19 protein-coding genes and 1 riboswitch are annotated in these 21210 nt (G+C 42.9%); of the genes, 17 read left to right on the top strand and 2 right to left on the bottom strand.

Annotated features, from left to right (window positions below; all coding sequences use genetic code 11):
* The first annotated feature begins 44 nt into the window (after positions 1-44).
* The 9 genes from H9647_RS16440 (at position 45) to H9647_RS16480 (ending at position 11299) form a co-directional block, all read left to right on the top strand.
* Complete coding sequence (locus H9647_RS16440; RefSeq protein WP_191801943.1) at positions 45-2078, top strand: peptidoglycan D,D-transpeptidase FtsI family protein; 2034 nt, start codon at positions 45-47, stop codon at positions 2076-2078.
* A 124-nt stretch (positions 2079-2202) separates the two neighbouring features.
* Positions 2203-4239: a peptidoglycan D,D-transpeptidase FtsI family protein gene (locus tag H9647_RS16445; protein ID WP_191801945.1), complete on the top strand. Its 2037-nt coding sequence runs from the start codon at positions 2203-2205 to the stop codon at positions 4237-4239.
* Positions 4240-4527: 288 nt separating this feature from the next.
* Positions 4528-5481, top strand: a complete 954-nt coding sequence (locus H9647_RS16450; protein ID WP_191801947.1) for a metal ABC transporter solute-binding protein, Zn/Mn family — start codon at positions 4528-4530, stop codon at positions 5479-5481.
* Positions 5482-5510: 29 nt separating this feature from the next.
* On the top strand, positions 5511-6317 hold the full coding sequence (locus H9647_RS16455; RefSeq protein ID WP_191801949.1) for a metal ABC transporter ATP-binding protein: 807 nt from the start codon (positions 5511-5513) through the stop codon (positions 6315-6317).
* A 5-nt stretch (positions 6318-6322) separates the two neighbouring features.
* Positions 6323-7252 carry a metal ABC transporter permease gene (locus H9647_RS16460; protein WP_191801951.1) on the top strand — a complete coding sequence of 310 codons (930 nt, stop codon included), beginning with the start codon at positions 6323-6325 and terminating at the stop codon, positions 7250-7252.
* A 12-nt stretch (positions 7253-7264) separates the two neighbouring features.
* Entirely contained in the window at positions 7265-8146 is an 882-nt protein-coding gene (locus tag H9647_RS16465; protein WP_191801954.1) for a metal ABC transporter permease, read from the top strand.
* Between the two features lie 221 nt (positions 8147-8367).
* Positions 8368-9123: an HAD family hydrolase gene (locus tag H9647_RS16470; RefSeq protein WP_191802300.1), complete on the top strand. Its 756-nt coding sequence runs from the start codon at positions 8368-8370 to the stop codon at positions 9121-9123.
* A gap of 7 nt (positions 9124-9130) precedes the next feature.
* Positions 9131-9616, top strand: coding sequence for a DUF456 domain-containing protein (locus tag H9647_RS16475; RefSeq protein ID WP_191801956.1), 486 nt, complete (start codon positions 9131-9133; stop codon positions 9614-9616).
* 51 nt (positions 9617-9667) lie between these two features.
* Positions 9668-11299 (top strand): putative polysaccharide biosynthesis protein, encoded by a 1632-nt coding sequence (locus H9647_RS16480; RefSeq protein ID WP_191801958.1) that lies wholly within the window; start codon positions 9668-9670, stop codon positions 11297-11299.
* A gap of 47 nt (positions 11300-11346) precedes the next feature.
* On the opposite strand, the gene H9647_RS16485 is transcribed toward H9647_RS16480, so the two are convergent.
* Positions 11347-12657, bottom strand: a complete 1311-nt coding sequence (locus H9647_RS16485; protein ID WP_191801960.1) for a DUF2515 family protein — start codon at positions 12655-12657, stop codon at positions 11347-11349.
* A 140-nt stretch (positions 12658-12797) separates the two neighbouring features.
* On the opposite strand from H9647_RS16485, the gene H9647_RS16490 reads away from it, so the two are divergent.
* The 8 genes from H9647_RS16490 (at position 12798) to H9647_RS16525 (ending at position 20869) form a co-directional block, all read left to right on the top strand.
* Positions 12798-13142: a thioredoxin family protein gene (locus tag H9647_RS16490; RefSeq protein WP_191801963.1), complete on the top strand. Its 345-nt coding sequence runs from the start codon at positions 12798-12800 to the stop codon at positions 13140-13142.
* Positions 13143-13393: 251 nt separating this feature from the next.
* Complete coding sequence (locus H9647_RS16495; RefSeq protein WP_225229358.1) at positions 13394-14338, top strand: COX15/CtaA family protein; 945 nt, start codon at positions 13394-13396, stop codon at positions 14336-14338.
* A 161-nt stretch (positions 14339-14499) separates the two neighbouring features.
* The gene (locus tag H9647_RS16500; RefSeq protein WP_191801965.1) at positions 14500-16266 is read left to right on the top strand and encodes a UbiD family decarboxylase; all 1767 of its coding nucleotides are present in this window, start codon (positions 14500-14502) and stop codon (positions 16264-16266) included.
* A gap of 67 nt (positions 16267-16333) precedes the next feature.
* Positions 16334-17053, top strand: a complete 720-nt coding sequence (locus tag H9647_RS16505) for a Cthe_2314 family HEPN domain-containing protein (protein ID WP_191801967.1) — start codon at positions 16334-16336, stop codon at positions 17051-17053.
* Between the two features lie 112 nt (positions 17054-17165).
* A riboswitch (SAM riboswitch) is annotated at positions 17166-17299 on the top strand.
* 99 nt (positions 17300-17398) lie between these two features.
* Positions 17399-18424 carry a methionine ABC transporter ATP-binding protein gene (locus tag H9647_RS16510; RefSeq protein WP_191801968.1) on the top strand — a complete coding sequence of 342 codons (1026 nt, stop codon included), beginning with the start codon at positions 17399-17401 and terminating at the stop codon, positions 18422-18424.
* On the top strand, positions 18411-19079 hold the full coding sequence (locus H9647_RS16515) for a methionine ABC transporter permease (RefSeq protein ID WP_191802304.1): 669 nt from the start codon (positions 18411-18413) through the stop codon (positions 19077-19079). Before H9647_RS16510 ends, H9647_RS16515 begins: the two co-directional genes overlap by 14 nt.
* Positions 19080-19127: 48 nt before the next feature.
* Positions 19128-19967 carry a MetQ/NlpA family ABC transporter substrate-binding protein gene (locus tag H9647_RS16520; protein ID WP_191801970.1) on the top strand — a complete coding sequence of 280 codons (840 nt, stop codon included), beginning with the start codon at positions 19128-19130 and terminating at the stop codon, positions 19965-19967.
* A gap of 131 nt (positions 19968-20098) precedes the next feature.
* Positions 20099-20869, top strand: a complete 771-nt coding sequence (locus H9647_RS16525) for an SDR family oxidoreductase (protein WP_191802306.1) — start codon at positions 20099-20101, stop codon at positions 20867-20869.
* A gap of 47 nt (positions 20870-20916) precedes the next feature.
* On the opposite strand, the gene H9647_RS16530 is transcribed toward H9647_RS16525, so the two are convergent.
* Positions 20917-21165: a NifU family protein gene (locus H9647_RS16530; protein WP_191801972.1), complete on the bottom strand. Its 249-nt coding sequence runs from the start codon at positions 21163-21165 to the stop codon at positions 20917-20919.
* Positions 21166-21210: the final 45 nt, after the last annotated feature.

Genomic DNA, 21210 nt, shown 5'->3' on the forward strand with positions numbered 1-21210 from the left:
AAAAAAAGGATATCTATGGAACAGAAAGAAAAGTGAGGTATAGTATGACGCAGCAGCAAAATCATGAAAAGGAAGAACTCTCAAATAAACGCCGATTTAGTTTTCGTCTGAATTTTTTCTTCTTTAGCTCTTTTATTATTTTTTCTATTATTATCATTAGACTTGCTGTGCTTCAGTTTGTAGAAGGACCGGAGCTCGCGCAGCAGGAGAGCGGCAGTGTGACTAAGAATATACCGCTACTTCCGGTAAGGGGTTCCATACTTGACTCTACCGGTGAGGTGAAACTTGCTTATTCAGAGCCTATTCAGTCACTGTATATTACTTTATATAAAAATTATAGTAAGCCGACAGACGGTTCGGTAAATCCAAACCATGCAGAGGCATTGGAGATGGCTGAGCGTCTTGCTGAAGTTTTTGAGAAATATAAAGATCCGGATGCGGAAACAATAACAGCAGCTGACATCGAAAAGGCAATGGACCTTAACTATCGACAAACGCATGGCTATACACCTAGGCTGATTAAGAGTAACTTATCAGAAAAAGAAATCGCTTATTTTTTGCAACATAAAAAAGAGTTTCCAGGTGTCAGCGTAATTGAAGAGACGGTAAGGAAATATGATGAGGATACAGTTGCTGTACAAGCAATCGGCTACCTCAAAACGTTTAAGACTTCAAAAACACTCGAGAAATATAAACAAATAGATGAAACGAACAAAGATCAAACCGAACCAGGGCTGGTGTATTCGGAACTGGAGTCAGTTGGTGCAGACGGCCTTGAAATGCAGTATCAGGATGAACTTCGTGGTAAAGCAGGCTATAGTCAAATTCCAATCAATCCACTGAATCTTCCAGAAGAAGGTACAGTTATTCAGGCTCCTGAAAAAGGAAATGACATCGTATCTACCATTAATAAAGACATTCAGGTAGAAACGGAACAAGCGATTCTGGATCAGCTTGATTGGCTGCATCGTAATCCTGTCTCTGGTAAACTACATCCTAATGCTACAACGGGTTACGCTGTTGCGATGGAAGTAGATACAGGGAACATTGTGGCAATGGCAAGTATGCCGGATTACGATCCCAATGATGAATGGGACTATGACAAAATCAAGTACATTTATCGTAACGGAACAACAGAATCGTACCCGCCGGATGATTCGAGAAGACGGATGGAATCGACGGTTCTTTTAGGTTCTACTATTAAACCACTTAGTGTATTAATCGGTTTAAAAGAAGGTCTATTCAGTACAAACACGGCCTATCAAGATGTGGGGTATGCCCTTTTTGGTCGAGACGATTCTAGAGTACGAAACTCACAGAACCATGTGTATGGACTTCTTTTCCCGGATACAGCCATTAAGCACTCCTCGAACGCGTTTATGGTAGATATGATCGGTGAAAGACTGTATAACAAGTTCGGCAGTAAAGGAATTGATATCTGGGATCAGCATATGAAAGAATTTGGTCTTGGTGTTGAGACAGGTGTAGATCTACCGCGTGAATTTAAGGGGCAAATTGAGTATAAGAACGAAAAGGAAACAGCTCTTTCTCGACTTGCATTTGCATCCTTTGGACAGCAGGGTAAGTATACAACCATGCAGCTTGCTCAGTACACAACGATGCTGGCTAACAAAGGAAAAAGGTTGGAACCGCATCTTATCAAAGAAATTCGCGATTCCGAAGGAAATATAGTGAAGAAAATTGAACCTAAGATACTCAATGAAGTGGATTTCGCAGATGAGTACTGGAATACGGTTCACCGCGGGATGTCGACGAACGTAGATATGGCCTTCTCAGGATTCCCATATGACTTCGCTCGTAAAACAGGTACCTCGCAGCAAGATATTTTTTACAATGGGACAAAAAATCGGATTGATAATGGTGTGTTTATTGCCTTTGCACCACGTAATAATCCGAAGCTGGCTGTAGCCGTTGTCATACCTGAAGGTGGATTTGGTTCTAGCAGCGCGGCTCCCGTTGCTCGTAAAATTTTTGATGCTTATGATAAAGTGTACGGTCTGGATGGTGTTCCTAAAGGGGATCCGCAAGACGATGAAGAAACTTCACAGAATGAATAGATTGATAAGAAAGGCGTCTTTTGCATAAAAGCAAAGGGCGTCTTCTTTTTTGTACAATAGTGGTAAATGTTGGTATAATTAGGGCGTATGTACAGTTGTTGTTTTATCTATGGGGGGACTACTAATGAATCGTTATGAACAGGATGAAGAGAATATAAAGATCGAGCGGAGACGGACTTTTCGTATGAATATTTCCTTTTTCGCCGTTTTTACATTATTTTGTGTTCTTATTGTGAGACTTGCATTTATACAGTTTGTAGAAGGGGAGGAACTGGCGAATCTAGAACGAGGAGAGAACAAAAGAGCGGTACCCATGATGCCGATCCGCGGGACGATCTTTGATTCTACTCATACACCACTGGCTTATTCAGAACCCTCACATTCCTTATATATTTCTTTATACGAGAATTATGGAATGTCTAATGGGATTCCTACAGCAGGAAGAATTGAAATGAATTTAATGGCCGAAAAAATAGCAGATATCTTTACGAAATACGGGGATAAGGATGCTCCGGAAGTTACTGCTGGGCAGATTATTGAGGGACTCGATCTTAATTATTCTAAGTTCGGTGGATATGTCCCTCGTCTCATCAAAAGTAATTTGTCAGATAAAGAAGTTGCTTACTTCTTACAAAATAAAGATCAGTTCAAAGGGATTCAAATCATTGAAGAAACGGTGCGTAAATACCATAAAGATACGCTTGCTACGCAAACCGTTGGATACCTGTTTAAATATAAAGGAGCCAAGGATGATCCTTTCTATAAGAAGATTAGTGAACAAAATTCAGAAGTGGGTCTAGAAAATCCAGGTCTTTTTTATCAAGAGAATGAGAATGTTGGTTTTGGCGGGCTTGAATTACAATATCAGGAGGAACTCCGCGGAGAATCGGGCTATCAGTTAATACCAGTAGATATGCGTAATATGCCAACAGGTCCAGGGGAGCTAGTGCCGCCTAAAAAAGGGAACGATCTATATACTAATCTGCATAAAGATGTACAGCGGATAACGGAACAGGCCATTACAGATCAGATCAAAGCGCTGCGTACAAGTGGAAGAAAAGAATCACGCAATGCAAAGACAGGTTATGCGGTAGCCATGGAAGTCGATACGGGAAATATAATTGCTATGGCAAGCATGCCGGATTACGATACGAACGTATGGGAAAGCGGCGGGGTTTCTCCTAAGGTATATGATGAAATCAAAAATGTATATCAAAACGGCACGATACGATCTTTTTTTCCAACGGATCAAACGAATACGCCGGAGTCTGTAGTTCTACTAGGTTCAACGATCAAACCTCTTAGTGTTCTCATAGGACTAGAAGAAGGACTCATCAGCCCATCATCAGTGTATACAGACCGAGGCTATGCTGAATTTGGACGTGATGGCAGAGTAGGTAACTCAGGCGGTGCAGTGATGGGAAGATTGACTCCACGGGAGGCCATTCGCAGATCATCTAATGCTTTTATGGTGGATTTGATTGGGGAAGGACTTTGGAATCGTTATGGCAGCAGCAAGGCAATCGATATCTGGGATGAATATATGAAAAAGTTTGGGCTTGGAGTAGAAACCGGGGTGGATCTTCCAAATGAATATCGTGGATACATTGAGTATAAGAACGAAAAGGAAACAGCTCTCTCCCGGCTCGCTTTCGCCTCTTTTGGACAGCAGGGAAAATATACGACAATGCAGCTTGCTCAGTACGCAGCCATGCTTGCGAATAAAGGGAAACGCATGGAGCCGCATCTTGTCAGCGAGATTAGAGATTCTGAAGGGAATGTCATCCGTAAAATTGAGCCAAAGGTACTGAATGAAGTAAAGTTTAACGATGCGCACTGGGATTTGGTCCGAAGCGCGATGGCAACAAATGTAGGAACAAGCTTTGATGGCTTCCCTTATGATTTTGCGCGGAAGACAGGTACTTCTCAGCAAAAGATTTATCCTGGAAAAGGTCAGGCAGCGGTGACGGTGGATAATGGAGTATTTATTGCCTTTGCTCCTCGTGAAAATCCAAAACTTGCGGTTGCAGTTATGATTCCGGAAGGCGGCTTTGGATCGGTCAGTGCTGCCCCGATCGCTCGCAAAATCTTTGATGCATATGATATGTATTATGGTTTGGATGGCACACCTAAGAAACAGAAGGCAAACAAAGAGAAATAAAAATAGTCGTATCGTCCTGATTAAAGCAACTAAAGGTATTATGAAATTGATTCAAGTGACCGTGAATCTCACGAAATTATATTCAGGCTATAGCCGTTTAGTAGCCCAATCTAAGACAAGCAAGAGAAAATTTCTCTTGCTTTTTTATTTTGTCTCCAATAAAATTTGCCTTAGGGAAACTTAATTGGTTATATATAAATTAATTGTGATAGGTTAAACAACTTGTACATGGTAAAGATTTGGGTTTTGGGATTTGCCAAATTAACTCGTAGAGAGGAAGAGTGGACAATGAAAAAGAGGAGTAGATGGAATCAAATCGTTATGGCTGTGGTGGTGATGAGTTCGCTCGTGGTTTTAGCAGCTTGCGGTACATCAAGTGAAGCTGGAGGAAACGAGGAAACGGGGAAACTAAAGATCACGACCACAACGGGCATGATTGCAGATGCTGCTAAAGAAGTCGGTGGAGATCATGTAGAAGTAACCGGACTGATGGGACCCGGAGTGGACCCCCACTTGTATAAAGCTTCTCAAGGAGATATTAGAAAATTAGAACAAGCGGATCTCATTTTGTATAACGGTTTGCATCTCGAAGGAAAGATGTCCGATATTCTAATCAACTTAGGCAAATCTAAGACCGTGACTCAAGTGACTAAGGATATTCCAGAAAGCGAGCTGCTCATGGTTCCTTATGGCGATAAGGAAGAAGCGGATCCTCATGTATGGTTTGATGTGACAAAGTGGATACAGGTTACGGATACAATTCGGAATACCCTCATTGAGGCAGATCCCGAACATGCGAAAGATTACAATGACCAGGCTGATGCATATATAGCGAAGCTGCAAGATTTACACGAAGAAGTCAGCGAAAGCATTGCTTCCATTCCTAAAGCATCTCGGGTACTCGTCACAGCACATGATGCTTTTGGATACTTTGGTCAGGCTTACGATATTGAAGTGCTTGGTTTACAAGGAATCAGTACATCTGCTGAATATGGAGTGAACGATGTTAGTGAGCTGAGAGATTTTCTTGTAGACAACCAAATTAAAGCGGTTTTTGTAGAATCCAGTATCTCACCTAAAGCGATGGAAGCGATCGTAGCTGGGGCAAAAGAGAAAGGTCATACGGTTACAATCGGCGGTCAATTATACTCTGATGCGATGGGCCAAGAAGGAACCGAAGAGGGGACCTATATTGGTATTGTAAAAAGGAATACGAAGGTTATCGTAGCAGCTTTGAAATAGGATGCACGAGGATAAGAGGAGTGGAGAAAATGGGCATATTAACGCAGGAAGACACCGTGAACCTGTCAGAATCTAGTGAAGAACAATTTCCGTTTTCTGTTCAACATCTGGCCGTTGCCTATCATAAAAAACCGGTGCTTGAAGACATCACATTCTCCGTACCGGAAGGAAAATTAATAGGAATATTAGGACCCAATGGAGCGGGAAAATCAACACTGATTAAAGCAGCGCTAGGCCTAGTGCCCTCCCTCAGTGGGGATGTCAAGATATACGGAAAATCTTATAAAGAACAGCGCAAGAGAATTGGATATGTACCGCAACGAGAATCCGTCGATTGGGATTTTCCAACGAATGCCCTTGATGTAGTTATCATGGGAAGGTATGGAAGACTGGGTTGGTTTAAGAGACCTGGGAAAAAAGAAAAGGAAATCGCAATGGATTGTCTGAAAAAAGTAGGGATGGCCGATTTCTATAACCGTCAGATTAGTCAGCTGTCTGGTGGACAGCAACAGCGTGTATTCCTGGCAAGAGCCCTTGCTCAGGATGCGGATATCTATTTCATGGATGAACCATTTGCAGGCGTAGATGCGACAACAGAGAAGGCCATCATCGCCTTGCTGAGCGAACTGAAAGAACAAGGGAAAACAGTGCTTGTCGTTCATCATGACCTTGCTACAGTAGAGGAATATTTCGATCATGTCATATTGCTGAACGGAAAGTTAGTGGCAGCTGGTCCAACACCAACCACTTTTACATCAGAGATGCTTCAAAAAACATATGGCGGCCGCATTGCGATGATTGGTCAGTCTGCCGCTGCGGAGAAGTGGAAGGAGTAGTACGTATGATGAACTGGATATTCTCCATTATGACAGATCCAAATGCAAGGTGGATCATGCTTGGTTCGATGCTGCTTGGGTTTAGCAGCGGAATGGTGGGATCATTTACTTATCTTCGTAAGCAAAGTCTGATTGGAGATACGTTAGCTCATGCCGCTCTTCCAGGCATCTGTATAGCCTTTATGCTAAGCGGGGTAAAATCAACTTTCTTATTTATGTTGGGTGCTCTCGTTTCCGGAATAATTGCGACAGTCGGAATATCAGTCATAACGAAGTATTCCCGTATAAAGCAAGACACTGCACTCGGAGTCATATTGTCCGTCTTTTTTGGAGTAGGGGTTATGTTGTTAACCCGCATTCAGCACGGGGATTATGGAAGTCAGAGCGGACTGGATAAATATATGTTTGGTCAAGCGGCTTCTATGGTTAGAAGCGATGTCTATACGATGCTGGGTGTTTCTATATTTCTACTTGTTGTATGCTGTCTTTTATTTAAAGAATTTAAGTTAATTAGTTTTGATCCGGGATTTGCTAGAGGAATGGGGTATCCTTCTGGGTTACTTGCGCAGCTGTTACTGTTCCTTACGGTAATTGCCGTCGTAGCAGGAGTTCAGATTGTAGGTGTCGTGCTTGTTGCTGCACTTCTCGTTACGCCCGCTGCAGCGGCTAGATATTGGACACATCGGCTGGGTCTGATGGTTGCTCTAGCTGGATTATTCGGAGCACTTAGTGGAGTAATCGGTACGGTGATTAGTGCAACAACACCCGATTTACCTACAGGACCAGTAACCGTACTCGTTGCTACAGGATTGTTTGCTGTATCTGTTCTTTTTGCCCCAGATAGAGGATGGATTGCTAGAGTCATTCTTGGGCGGAGAGTGAAAACAGATTATAATCAGCGGTCAAGTAAGCAGCAGGCTGAAATCAGGAAGTAGAGGAGGATTATCATGTCAGGATTTTGGATTATACTCACCGCGATACTCGTTTCCTCCGCCTGTGCGCTTCTTGGAACTTTTCTAGTGCTTAGAAAGATGGCAATGGTCGGGGATGCCATTAGTCACGCTGTGCTGCCAGGTATAGCAATTGCCTTTCTAATCAGCGGGCGTGAGTCGCTGTGGATTTTGGCAGGCGCTACTGCTTTTGGACTCATTGCTGTTTTTCTCATTCAAACTTTACAGTCGAGCGGACTATCGTCCGATGCATCAATTGGGATTGTGTTTACGTCTCTCTTTGCCGTAGGCGTTATCATGATCAGCTTGAACGCACAAAATATTGATCTTGACCTCGATCATGTGCTTTTCGGAGAAATCGCTTATGTTCAGTGGGATCAGCTGACTTTGGGCGGTGTTGACGTAGGACCAAGGGCGGTATGGATGCTTGGGATAACCCTGTTTGTCATATTGGCCTTACTAACTTTATTTTATAAACAATTTAAACTTTGTTCGTTTGATCCAGCACTTGCGGCAGCAAGCGGTATTCCGGTGGCACTGTTTCATTATTTACTCATGGGGATGGTCTCCATGACTTCGGTTGCCTCTTTTGATAGCGTAGGCGCTATTCTCGTTGTCGGGATGCTCATTGTTCCTGCTGCAACAGCCTATTTATTGACTGACCGTCTTGGCGTCATGCTGATTCTTAGTGTTCTTATCGGAGCAGCAAGCTCCGTTGCTGGGTATTATACAGCCTTCCTGCTTGATGCTTCGATTGCGGGATGCATGGTGGCTTCGGCAGGTGGGTTGTTCATACTTGCTTTTCTGTTCTCGCCGCTTCATGGTGTCTTCGTTCGGAGAATGATGCGAGGCAAGGGGAGCAGGGAAGTACAACTGTAATATGGAATATATATGAAAAGCATAGGAATAAAATAAATTCATAGGTAAGAGCAGGTGAAACCACCTGCTCTTTTTATATATGTCTCACATATGTCTTTGTAACATGTGAACCTCTTTTGTTGCATTCCCTTGTTTATGATAAAATGCGATATGTATTGTGATTCATAAACGGACAATAAAGATAAATAATGGATGGATAAGAGAATAAAAGGAGGATACTTATTTTGAATAATCAATATCGATATAAATTACTTGCTTTGGATATGGACGGCACACTGCTGACCGATGAACATGAAATCTCTCATGAGACGTCCAGCTGGATTCATAAGGCGATGAAAGCGGGTATACATGTATGCCTATCTACAGGACGTGCTGCTCATCATGCGCTTCCCTATGGACAGGAACTCGGTCTTGATACACCGATGGTTACGGTGAACGGAAGCGAAGTGTGGAAATCACCGAATGAATTGCAAGTAAGAACTCTGCTTGATCCGGAACTGGTATCTAAAATGCATGAGATTGCGATAAAGCACGATTGTTGGTTCTGGGCTTATTCGGTAGATAAACTGTTTAACAGTGAACGGTGGGTGGAATCCATCTACGACCATGAGTGGCTGAAATTCGGTTATACAACCGACGATAATGAGGTCCGCCATCAGATTTTAATGGAACTTCAAGATTTGGGTGGTCTTCAGATTACGAATTCTTCAACAACGAATCTCGAAATCAATCCGGCGGGTATTTCTAAAGCCAGCGGGATACAGGAAGTATGTAAACTACTCGGAATTACGATGGAAGAGGTGGTTGCGGTAGGCGACAGTCTGAATGATCTTGCTGTCATTCAAGCAGCAGGACTTGGAGTCGCTATGGGGAATGCACAGGAAACGGTAAAAGAAGCAGCAGATCTCGTAGTAGGCACGAATAATGAAGATGGAATTGTGGAAGTGATACGAGACTATATTTTGAAGGAGGCATAATCGCCTGATGACAATCCTTGGCTGGATTTTAGTTATTCTATTATTTGCGATTGGACTTGCGGGAGCGATTTTCCCCATTCTACCTGGCGCTCTTGCCATTTATTTAGCCTTTTTCGTATATGGCTGGTTCTTCGGATTCGAACAATTTGGAGTCTGGTTCTGGATTATCCAGACACTGATCGTCGTGGTGCTGTTTGTTGCTGACTACGTAGTGAATGCCTGGGGAGTGAAGAAATACGGAGGTTCAAAGCTTTCGACCACACTCAGTACGATTGGTGTAATTATCGGACCTTTCGTTATACCGGCATTTGGACTTGTTATTGGACCATTCCTAGGCGCTTTCGTTGGTGAACTAATCGGTGGATCGACGGTTCAAAAATCAGCGAAAGTTGGATTTGGTTCTGTGTTAGGTTTATTTGCAAGTACAGTGATGAAGATCATTTTGCAAGTAGCGATGGTTATCATATTTTTTATATGGATTACGGTTAATTAAAATTAGGTTCCTAAACGTTTCGTTCGGGGGAAGGAAGAAGGGAATTACGTCTTGTCTAAAAAGGAATCATTCATCAAGGGTACCATTATCCTTGCTGTGGCAGCACTTGTTGCCCGGCTGCTTGGGCTTGTCCAGCGCGTTCCGCTTGAACACTTGCTCGGAGATGTGGGGGACGCCTCTTTTGGGGTTGCGAACAGCGTATATCTAATGCTGCTTACGGTTGCTACTGCAGGTATTCCAAGTACACTCAGCAAAATGGTTTCCGAGCGTTATGCGCTGGATAAACCTGAGGAAGCAAAACGAATTTATCAAGCTGCACTTATTTTTTCCGCATTTGCTGGGATTGTAATGACGATACTGCTATGGACACTCGCTCCATTCTACGCAACTTATGTTGCCCAAGTTCCGGAATCGGCTTTAGCCATTCGTGCACTGGCTCCGGCGCTATTGTTGTTTCCGACGATTGCCATGATGCGCGGCTACTTCCAAGGTCGCAACAACATGACAGCAGGCGGAATCTCGCAGATTGTTGAACAATTTGCACGGGTCGGTACTGCAATCTTGCTTGCTTATATCTTATTAAGAGCGGGATATGGAGATAGTGAGGTTGCAGCAGGTGCAACTTTCGGGGGAGTACTCGGTAGTGTCGGTGCATTCGCAGTAATGCTGTATTTCACTCGGAAACAGATTCGAAAAGATCGAGAACTCGGTCTCCATGATCTGCAAACTGCGCGAATTCCATTATCTCGGATCTATCGTGATATTTTCACACTTTCCATACCGATTGTACTGTCATCGTTAGCTGTTCCAGCTGTTAACTTTATTGATTCGTCCATTATTAAACCGCTGATCAGCGGTCAGGTCGGCTCAGATATGTCGACGACGTTACTTGGTATTTTGACAAACCGGGCTCAGCCCGTTGCGGGGATTCCACCGATCCTGGCAATTGCACTTAGCACGTCGCTGATCCCGATTATCTCGGCAGCATTTGCAAGAAAAGAAGAAGCGCATTTGCGTAATCAAGTGACGCTCGCTATGCGGATCGCCATATTGACAGGGATGCCAATGGTTATTGCTCTCTGTGTAGCTGCTTATTCGATTAATGGTCTCTTGTTTAGTAGTTTGGATGGCAGCGGAATTGTTGCTTTATTGACATTTGGAACTATATTTCAAATTACAATGATGACTTCAAATTCCATTCTGCTGGGTATTGGCAAACCAAGAATTACAATGGTAACCGTGTTTATCGGGATTATGGTCAAGTTGTTGTCTAGCTTTATCCTTGCTCAATTTTTTGGAATTTACGGAATCATTATCTCAACGGGTCTTGCTTTCTTTATCATTACACTTCTCAATATTCGTGTACTGAAAAAGACAGTTGCCTTCTCCATTCTCGGTAAGAGATGGGTTGGTTTTCTGATTACTGTTATTATATCCAGTGCGATTGGATATGGACTTCATCAGCTTGGGCTATCTATGGTAGATATGATGCCCGCAAGAGTGGCATTTTTACTGAACTGTATCATCGTTGGAATTGTTGTAGTAATCAGTTACTTCGTTCTGCTTATTGCGTTGCGCGTACTTCGTCAGGACGAGCTTGCCAACTATCCGCGGATGATTCAGAAGGTGCTTCGGCCTTTGATGAGATTACAGCGAGGTAGTAAGCAAGGTAGCAAAGAATAAAACAAAAAGAACGATAGCTCATGTAATCATGAAGCTTCGTTCTTTTTTTATGGGATCTGATGGTTATTTCTCATTTCGCTCAAATCATGAACAATGCCAAGTTTCCATAGGGCGAATCGGTGCCGGTAACTTACATCAAATACTCGTGGTCTTCTTGGAAGGTTAAGGTGACCAAGAGTATCTGTACGAGGGGTATGAGTAAGCCAGTCCTCACGGGTTATTTTCTCATAGGGCATATCATACCAAGCTTTATATAGTGTAGGACTGTATATTTTATTTTCTGTAGAAAGAACATTTTTATTACTTAACGCAGGTGTAAGAAGGGGTTCCTCCCGTTTCTGACCATATAAGGAAGTGTAATATTTAGGCCAATATTCACTTCGGGAACCTTCGTGATGAATTTTTTTAGAAAAGGCGGTGGCTCTCTCTAGTACCTGCGAATACCCGAATAGCAGGGCATACAGCGCTTTGCCGAATTCGATCCGTTCATGAAGTTTGTTGAAATGAGTAATCGTCAAACCGACCAATTCCTGATCCACACCAAGCGGAATAATAATATGATTGAGCCCAGCTAGTTCATGGGAACGAAAAGAGAGCGTAGCCATGACATGATGCTGATAATAGGGATTACGAATGACCCGATTCTCGATATAATTTTGCTCGTTAATAATAAGACCGACGGTCAAGATCTCACTGTTGCGTTCCAGCCAGAATTGTTCCCAAAAAGGACTCATAAAGGCGGAAACATGAAACTCGGATAACAGATGAAAATAGCTACGACCTTTTTCTCGACTTTTCATATATAACATCAGCTGCGGATAAGCATCTTGAAAAATAAGTGCATTACACCGTTCTAGAAGAAGATAAACTTGTTTATTATCCTGACTTTTAAGTACATTTTGCAAAAGCTCGCTCTTTAGATCGGTCATATTGTAACCGCCGTTACGAGATACAAAATGAGCAAGCAGAGCCCAGTGAAGCTCCGGGTAAGCCTCATAGCAAGCCAGATAAGCAGCAGTTCTTGTTATATTGCTTTGATTATGCTGCTGAGTTTGTTCCATGATCTCGCGTACGAGTTCCAGCTCTTCCACACTATAAGGATCGAGCTGACTGCTCCGCATGGAAGCAGGCTGGACTCCGCTGGCACGTACACTAGCGAGTGTTTGTTCCAGTTCATTCTGTATCCAGGAAGCAGATGAAGCAGGCCAGGTGAGTGGACGAAGCGGATGACGCAGTTGTTTCGATGACCGAATAGCGGCCTGTTTTCCGCGGATCACTTCTGCTGCAGTGATAGGCAATGTCTTCAACATTTGCCATATTGCGTCTAAGGAATGGACAGAAGATTGCTGACTTTTCATCTTTTTCTTGCCTCCTCTTTTGCTACAGACTTTGCCTGGTTATATAATAGTATGTACGAATGATTTGACTTCCACTCGTCAAGAATGATTCACTGAACCAGAAAGTCTATACGAGCTGTAACTAGAGAGGATGAATAAGGATGAAAAAAATTACTTCTAAAGCGGAATTCGATGTTTTAACCCAATCTTCTAATTTGACGGTCGCTGTCTTTAAAGCAGACTGGTGCGTAGACTGCAGATTTATCGATCCCTTCATGCCAGAGGTAGAGCAGGAGTTTTCCCAGCTTCTTACCCTGATTGAAGTCGATGTAGAACAAACCGGCGATTTAAGCCAGGAACAGAACATCCTAGGAATCCCTAGTTTTGTGGCTTATGCAGATGGACGTGAACTCATTCGTTTCGTGAATAAAAATCGCAAATCCCGCGAGGAAATTGTAGAATTCCTTCAACGTGCGGTTGAAGTGTATCAAACACTGCGCAGCTAAACATAATCATAAAAAAACACCGTGCTCTTAGATAAAGAGAGTGCGGTGTTTTTTGTGTGAATGAATTTTGTTAGGATCTAGCGAGGCAATGAAAAATGTTACGTTTGAACAGGCGTTAAGATATTGTCACAATCCCATTATGTTTCGAATTCTTTTATCCGTTATAATAATAAGAGTTGCTGAGAATTGCTTATATAATCAGCATGCGGAGAGTTCTCTTCGCCATATCATATAATTGCAGGTGAATAAGGTTGAGGCATATCAGACTTTTAAAATGGTTTAGTTTTGTGACTACGCTGTTCATGTTTTTTGCTACCTTCGGCGGCGGCGTAGTTACGCGTACGGATTCGGGCCTTGGTTGCGGGAATGAGTGGCCTTTATGTCACGGGGAATTTGTGCCTGCGCATACACTCGCTTCGCTCATTGAATATTCACACCGGATTGTCAGTACGTCAGCAGGGCTGCTTTCCATTACCACATTTGTACTCTTTATGCTGTTTGCTAAACAGCGCCGTGATCTACAAATTTTTTCGCTTTTAACATTGTTCTTCGTTGTTATTCAAGGGATGATGGGAGCACTCGCAGTTGTATTCTCCCAAGTACCCGCTGTTATGGCATTACATCTTGGTTTTGCCATTATTTCGCTTGCAAGTTCTTTGATGACTACCCTTGGTGCAAGACAAGAACAAAAATTTGGCGGACTTGCTAAGTTTGATAGCCTGCCGCGGGTAAGTAAGCAATTTCGTAACTTGGTGTGGCTAACGATGATTTATTCATATATCGTTGTTTATACAGGAGCTTTTGTCAGCCATACCGAGTCTGCAGGTGGCTGCAGTGGATTCCCACTCTGTAATGGAGCAGTGATTCCTGAACTCTCAGGCGGTGTAGCTGTTGCATTCTTGCATCGTGTTGCTGCGTTTTTCCTTGTAGTCGTTATTGCTGTCCTCAGTCACTATGCTTACCGGCATAATAAAGGGAACAGGGAGCTGCAAATTCTTGGGATTACAGCGATCTCACTCGTAATTATACAAGTGTTGTCGGGTGTAGGCCTTATGCTGACAATGGATCGTCCTGAGATTTACATGTTTGTTGTACTTGCTCATATGACGATTATTTCGGTATTGTTCGGACTTCTCGCCTACATGAGTTATGTGGTATGGAAACTGGCTAAGCCGGCAGGTATCCATCGCTCATAAAAGACATCATAAATAACTGGATACAATAGTTGTATCTTGGAAAAAAATAGCCGGACAGTGTACAATAAATGCTAGTGCCTGTCTGAAGGCTACATATGTAAATGACAAAGTCCACGAATTAGATTCGCAGGGCTTTGTTTTATAAAGGAGGATCTTCCACATTGATTTATTCAAATTTACGTGAGTTTGTAACTAAATTACAACAGGAAAAAGACCTTGTTATTATCGACGCGCCTGTTGATCCTTACTTAGAGATTGCAGAAATTCATCGACGTGTCATTGAGGAGCAGGGACCTGCTTTGTTATTTACAAACGTAAAAGGAACTCCTTTTCCGGTACTCACGAATATGTTCGGGACAAGCCGTAGAGTAGATATGGCATTTGGACCAAGACCTGAAGAACTCATGAAATCCATTGTTGGTGCAACGAAAACACTGATGCCCCCAACAGCAAAAGCACTCTGGAATGAACGAGGCTTGATTAAAGAAGCACTAAAAGTGGGTTTGAAAACAGTGCAGCGAAGTGATGCACCCATTTTATCTGCGAATCAAACAGATTCCCCTCTAAAGATGCTTCCGAAGGTAACGAGCTGGCAGCTGGACGGAGGCCCATTTTTAACATTACCGCTTGTTTATACAGAACATCCTGATGATCATAAAGATCATAACCTGGGGATGTATCGTATTCAAATTTATGATGATCATACGACAGGCGTACACTGGCAGATTCAAAAAGGCGGCGGATTCCATTACCATGAAGCTGAAAAGCGCGGGCAAGGTTTACCAGTGTCTGTCATCCTCGGAGGTCCACCGGCTCTAATTGCGTCTGCAATTGCTCCTATTCCGGAGAAGCTTCCGGAACTGCTCATGGCTTCCCTGATTATGGGGGACAAGCTGAAAATGGTTGATGACCCTTTCGGGGGGCACCGTATGCCGGCTGAAGCAGAATTTGTAATCAAAGGAATTGTGCCGCCTCACGAGCGTAGAATGGAAGGACCATTCGGTGATCATTTCGGTTATTATTCTTTGGCTCATGAGTTTCCCATCTTGAACGTGGAGCGGATGTGGCACCGTAAAGATGCGATTTACCCGATGACGATCGTGGGTAAACCTCGACAAGAAGATTATTATCTCGGAGAATTCGTACAGCGGTTATTATCTCCCGCCTATTCCATTGTCATGCCGACGGTGAAAGATTTATGGGCATATGCGGAAAGCGGAGTTCACGCGCTTGCTTCTGCTGTTGTACGGGAAAGCTATTCGCGCGAGGCATTAGTTTCCGGATTCAGCATACTTGGACAAGGACAATTGTCTTTGACTAAATTTTTGATTTTAACCGATCAGGCAATCGATTTATCTAACTTTACGGAATTGATTGAAACGGTACTGGAACGGTTTGATCCGCAGACGGATCTGTTTATTTTTGATCATACTTCACATGATACGCTCGATTATACCGGTCATAAGCTGAACCACGGAAGTAAAGCCATCTTAGTCGGTGTTGGAGAGAAAGTGCGCGATCTTCCTCGCACATACGAAGGTGGATTTGTGAATGAAATTTCCAATATCACACCTTACTGCGGCGGGGTACTGCTTGTAGAGGGAGCTTCATATGAGGAAGAACCAGAACTTGCAGGCCGGCTCGTAGAACGTTTTGGGGCACTCGAACAGACTTGGCCGCTCGTGATTCTGGTCGATCATGCACAAGAAACAGCGAAAAATCAGATGTCCTTCTTATGGACCGTGTTTACTCGCTTTAATCCAGCAAGTGACATGTATGCAGATACTTCAGTGAAACGGAATCATATCGGGTACTCCTTGCCGATCGTTATAGATGCACGGATGAAGCCAGGTTACCCTGAAGAAGTCATTCCACGGGAAGATATTGTAAAACTGGTCGATTCACGCTGGAAATCTTATTTTGCTTAGGACCAATAAGAAGTAGGGATTCTGTGTGCCTGTATGGGGGAAAATGAGGTGCAGGGAGGATGTTCATATGCTGCGTACTTTATTAGGTGAACCACCCCGGGTGAACTCGGGATACTTGAAAGAAGCCATGGATGCGATGGCACGTATGTTGCAGTTACTTATGAATGAAATAAAAGAGAGTACAGATCCAACACATGACTATCGCGAATTGGAAATATGGACCCGTGGACTGATCACATCATTAGATGAACTAGAACAAAGTTCCTTTGCTGCTTCTTTTTATGCCGCGAAGATCCATGCTGCATCAACGGATGATATGGGGCCGGATGAAAAAGCCGATTATGCCAGATACGTATACTTTTACAAGGACGGCTTCATTCGTATGTTTGCAACCTTAGACAAACTGGGTAATGTTCTAGATGACTGGTATCATTTAGAAACGTCCAGAATTAAAGCGCACTTTTCCTATTTTACGGTTCTGAAACAGCTCGAAGGACAACCGAAGCATAAGACGCTTCTCATCAAATTAAGCAGCCTGAAAGATAAGTATCATCAGCCCATGAATCGTCTTCGCAAAAGACGCAACACAGAGATTCATCATATGAACGTGGAAATGCAAGATGATTTATGGCAAAGGCATCAAGCACTGCATGGGAAAGTGAAACTCGAAGATCTAAAAGCGTTTACCTCCGATTTAGAACTTGGTGTGGATTTGGTCTCGAGAAGTTTACGTGAATCCTTTGAGTACATGAATAGCACTTGGAAAAAACAAACGGTTCGCGCATAATACTTTTCCTTTGACAAGTGTTATGAAATATCATATACTTTCACTAAGTTTCTGAAACAATTAATTTGTTTAGCAAATGACAACATTCGACTTTATTCATAATTGCATATCATTCTTATCGAGAGTGGCGGAGGGACAGGCCCTATGAAGCCCGGCAACCGATTCTTTATAGAGATTTTTTCTATATTGGATGACATGGTGCTAAATCCTTCAAGATCATATGTTTTTGGTCTTGGCAGATGAGAAGGAATCGTTTAACTATTGATGCCCTCTTTTTCTGTGAAAAAGGGGGATTTTTGTGTCTATGAGTCAAATGAGAATGACCGCAAGTAAGGAGGTACCGTATTGATTGAATTAAAAAATATCCGCAAAGATTACGGACAAGGAAAGCAGGTAACTACTGCCTTGTCAGGTCTTGATTTGTCTATTAATAAAGGCGAAATCTTTGGGGTGATCGGTCATTCCGGAGCAGGGAAAAGTACACTGATTCGGTTGATTAACTTGTTAGAACGCCCAACATCGGGTGAGGTTTATGTAGACGGCATTAATATGACGAAATTAAATAAATCGCAACTCCAGGCGCAGCGGCGCAAAATAGGGATGATTTTTCAGCATTTTAATCTGCTGAGTTCTGCCACCGTTTACGAGAATATTGCATTCCCGCTGCGTTTAGTAAAAACGGACAACAAGAAAGTGGATCAAAAGGTGAAGGAATTACTTGAACTGGTTGGACTTACAAACCACAGTAACAAATATCCTTCTCAACTGTCCGGAGGTCAAAAACAGCGTGTGGGTATTGCAAGGGCGCTGGCAAGCGATCCTCAAGTTCTGCTGTGTGATGAAGCGACCTCAGCGCTGGATCCGCAGACAACGAACTCAATTCTCAAGTTGTTGCTTGATATTAACCAGAAGTACAATCTCACGATTGTACTGATTACTCATGAGATGCATGTAATTTCGACCATCTGTGATCGGGTGGCTGTTATTCATCAAGGTGGGATTGTGGAAGAAGGACCGGTGGCAGAAGTGTTCCTGAAACCGCAACATCCTGTTACCCAAGAATTTATTTTACGTGAAACGGAAGTTAGTGATTTAATGGAGGAAGCCATTCAGGCTTCGCATTTAGAACATTCACAAACGGTAAAAATCACTTTTCTAGGAAGTAAAACCTATGATTCGATTTTATCGCAGACTGTGCGGCAAACCGGAGTGGATTTTGCAATCTTGCAAGGAACAATCTCTACAATCAAGCAGATGCCGTATGGTCAGTTGATGGTTCGTTTAGAGGGACATCCTGAACAGATTTTAAGAACGGTTGAATCCTTGACTCTTCAAGGTCTTGAAGTGGAGGTGCTACATCATGGGTCTTGATTTTTCCGTAATTAATTGGGATGAGATTCAAAAAGCTACCTTAGAGACACTAAGTATGCTGCTTGTATCCGGTATCTTTACTTTTATTATTGGACTGCCGGTGGGAATTATCCTATTTTTAACTTCACGATCTGCTTCTACACCAAATCGTTTCATATACACTGTACTATCTTTTATCGTAAATATCTTACGTTCGGTTCCCTTTATTATTCTCATTGTGGCCATGCTTCCGATTACAAAAGCGATTGTCAGCACGACAATAGGGGTTGTGGGCACAATCCCGCCGCTGGTGGTTGGTGCGGCACCTTTCTTTGCAAGGCTCGTTGAGACTTCTCTGCGTGAAGTGGACAAAGGTGTTATCGAAGCATCGCAAGCAATGGGCGCTTCTACCGGGCAGATCATAATGAAGGTGCTCATGCCGGAAGCTCTTCCTGGGTTACTTGCAGGAATTACGATCACGGTGGTTACACTAATATCCTACACCGCAATGGCCGGGATGGTTGGCGGCGGGGGACTTGGTGCTCTAGCCATTAACTATGGATATTACAGGTATGAACGTGAAGTGATGATTGTAGCGGTTATCGTTATGATTATTCTTGTACAAGTCCTGCAGATGGCAGGGGACAGATTAGTTAAACATTTTACACGTAAATAGCAATTCGCTTTAAGAGATAGGGATTTACTATACTTAGGAGGGTTAACGATGAAAAAATGGTTTTTATCTAGTCTTACACTTGCATTGGTACTGGTTTTAGCTGCATGTGGAAATGATTCTGCTGGTAATGATACGACAGGAAGTGGAAATAGTGGTCAGACAGATAAAAGAGTCACCCTTCGAGTAGGAGCATCGCCTGTACCGCACGCTGAAATTTTGGAACAAGTAAAACCGATTCTTGCAGAAGAAGGTGTCGATCTGGAGATCACCATCTTTAACGATTATGTACAGCCTAATGTACAATTGTCACAAAACCAACTGGATGCAAACTTCTTCCAGCACAAACCATATCTTGAGAACGAGAATGAAACACGCGGTTTGAATTTGGTTGCTCTTAACAATGTTCATGTAGAACCTATTGGAGCTTATTCCAACACCATTACATCAGCAGATGAATTAAAAGAGGGAGCGAAGATTGCAATCCCTAATGATGCTACGAACGGTGGTCGTGCACTGATGTTGCTTGATAAAAACGGAATTATTAAACTGAAAGACAACACGAATGTAGAGTCTAAAATCAGTGACATTGCGGAGAACCCGAAAAATGTTAAGATCGTTGAACTGGACGCAGCTATGCTTCCAAGACAACTAGGTGAAGTAGATCTCGCTGTAATCAATGTAAACTACGCACTTGAAGCCGATTTAAACCCACTTGAGGATGCCCTGTTCATTGAAGATGAAGAATCTCCTTATGCGAACTTGCTTGTCGCTCGTGAGAACAATCAGAATGATGAAGCTGTACAAAAGCTTAATGCTGCTCTGAATTCCGATGAAATCAAGACATTCATTGAAGATAACTATGCGGGAGCGATCGTTCCTGCATTCTAAAATTACGAAGAACCTGCACTCTGTTCATAGAGGCAGGTTCTTTTTTTCTAGAAATCTATCCTTTCTTTTCTTATTACTCCAGCTATATTATACTGAGTAGGAACCGCTCTTTTTAGGAGGAGGAAGGGATGTTGGACAACAAAGTCGCTCTGATTACAGGAAGTGCAAAGGGACTTGGCAAGATGACAGCACTTCGACTTGCAGCAGAAGGGTATGATATTGCTCTGAATTATGTGCATAGTCAGAAGGAAGCAGAGGAATTATGTGCAGCCGTCAAAAAGCTGGGTGTTCGTTGCATCGCAGTACAAGCGGATATATGTAAGGCAGAAGATATCGAACGGCTGATTACAACTGTAGAACATAAGCTTGGTGTAGTGGATATACTTATAAACAACGCTGGTCCTTTTATTAGGGAGCGGAAGCTGTTTTCGGAATATACGCAAGAAGAAATTATTATGTTAACGCAAGGAAACCTGGTAGGGACGATGTTATTAGATCACCGGGTGCTTCCCGGCATGAGGAAGAAAAATTGGGGACGTATTATCCATTTTGGATTCAGCCATGCGGGTGAAGCGAGATCTTGGCCACAGCGGGCAGTTTATGCCTCTGCAAAGGTAGGGCTTGTTTCTTTTACAAAGACACTTGCTGTCGAAGAAGCGCCTTATGGTATTACCGTTAATATGATTTGCCCTGGGGATATTCGGGGAGCGCATAAAGAGATGACTATTGAACAAGTAAGTGGGTTAATTGATAAGGAGACACCAAGAGGAAGACCGGGAAGTGGAGAAGATGTGGCAAGAGTTATTCATTTTCTATGTCAGGATCAATCGGACTTTATAACAGGGAATATTATGGATATCTCAGGAGGACTTGATCCGATTCGTCCTACGATTACAGAATAAAAAAGAGAGTCCCATATTCGGGACTCTCTTGTATGCTTAGGGGATGATTAGAATACTTGAACTACTTCATGTACGCCCTCTACTTCTTCAACGAGTGCGCGTTCAATCCCTGCTTTTAATGTAATGGTGGAGCTTGGGCAACTACCGCAAGCACCCATTAATTTCAGCTTAACGATGCCGTCTTCAACATCAACCAATTCCACGTCACCGCCATCGCGTTGCAGGAATGGGCGAAGTTTATCAAGAACTTCTAGAACTTCATCATACATGGTGCTGCTTTGTACGTTTTCGCTCATATTGTCAACTCCTTTCCTTCCCTTTATTATAGTACAATTGAAGTC

The organism is Paenibacillus gallinarum (assembly GCF_014836635.1).
In the GTDB taxonomy this organism is placed as follows: domain Bacteria; phylum Bacillota; class Bacilli; order Paenibacillales; family Paenibacillaceae; genus Paenibacillus; species Paenibacillus gallinarum.